The organism is Pseudomonas serbiensis (assembly GCF_030580745.1).
In the GTDB taxonomy this organism is placed as follows: domain Bacteria; phylum Pseudomonadota; class Gammaproteobacteria; order Pseudomonadales; family Pseudomonadaceae; genus Aquipseudomonas; species Aquipseudomonas serbiensis.
Genome location: NZ_JAUQOO010000058.1, coordinates 1 through 1,016, shown reverse-complemented (window position 1 = coordinate 1,016; position 1,016 = coordinate 1). Strand labels below are relative to the sequence as shown.

Below are 1,016 nucleotides of genomic sequence, written 5' to 3'. Positions count from 1 at the left end.
GTGACGCTGTCCCGTGCGGCGATATTCTGCTGGATGGCCAGATCGCCCGGCGTCGTGATCGACAACGCGCTGCCCGCATACAGCGGCCCGTTGACCTCGACCGCGTTGGCATTCACCGTCACCGCCCCGCTGGCCGCCGTCTGCACCATGCTCAACTGGCCATTGGCATCGATCTGGATATCACCGGCACTGGCCGCCATATTCCCCGCCAGCCTCACCCCGACACCGGCTTCGGTGCCCACCAGTTTCACGGCACCGGCGTACATGCCGCCCAAGGCCGAGCTGTCGATGGCCAGTTGCGGTTTGGTGCTGCCGTCGTCCGCCAGCGCCGTGGCATTGAGGGTCTGGGCATCAACATCGTTGCGACCGGCAATGATGTTGAGCTTCTTGGCGTGCAGCTCGGCGTTGACTTTTGCGCTGCGGGTGATGATGTCGAACTGGTCGAGGTTGTCGGCATTGAGCCCCAGCCCCTCGATGGCCACGCTGCCGCCCTGGACGTTGAACCGCACCAGATTGCCGTTGTTGTCCAGCACCGGTTTGCCGGTGGTCAGGGTGGCTTGCGGCGTGTTGAGAAAACCGCAGCCATCACAGGTGATGCCATACGGGTTGGCAACAATCACCCGCGCCGCCTGCCCCGCCACCTCGGTGTAGCCCTTGAGTTCGGTGCGGTTGTTGCTGACCACCTCGTTGAGAATCGTGGTCGCGGCCGCGCCTTGCAGGTTGCTGTTGGAGATGATGATCCCGCCCAGCTGGGTGTTCTGGGTCTGGGTGGGCGCCGTGGCATTGTTGAGGATCACCCCCTGGCTGCCGACGTTGTACTGCTGGAACTGGTTGTGCGACAGACCACTGGCATTGGGCGCCGCAATATTGACGATCGGCACCCCGTTGCCCGCAGCCCCGACGCTGGTGGAGCCGCTGCTCACCACAATCCCGTCCGCCTGCGCCCACAGCGGTTGCCAGAACATCGCATTGGCCAGGATCAGCGCAATACCGCGCTTGGGCATCCCCCAGAAACG

1 protein-coding gene is annotated in these 1,016 nt (G+C 64.1%); it reads right to left on the bottom strand.

The window, feature by feature from the left end; all coding sequences use genetic code 11:
- A partial coding sequence (locus Q6A51_RS27265; RefSeq protein WP_304576179.1) for a filamentous hemagglutinin N-terminal domain-containing protein occupies nucleotides 1-1,016 on the bottom strand: 1,016 nt, incomplete at both ends.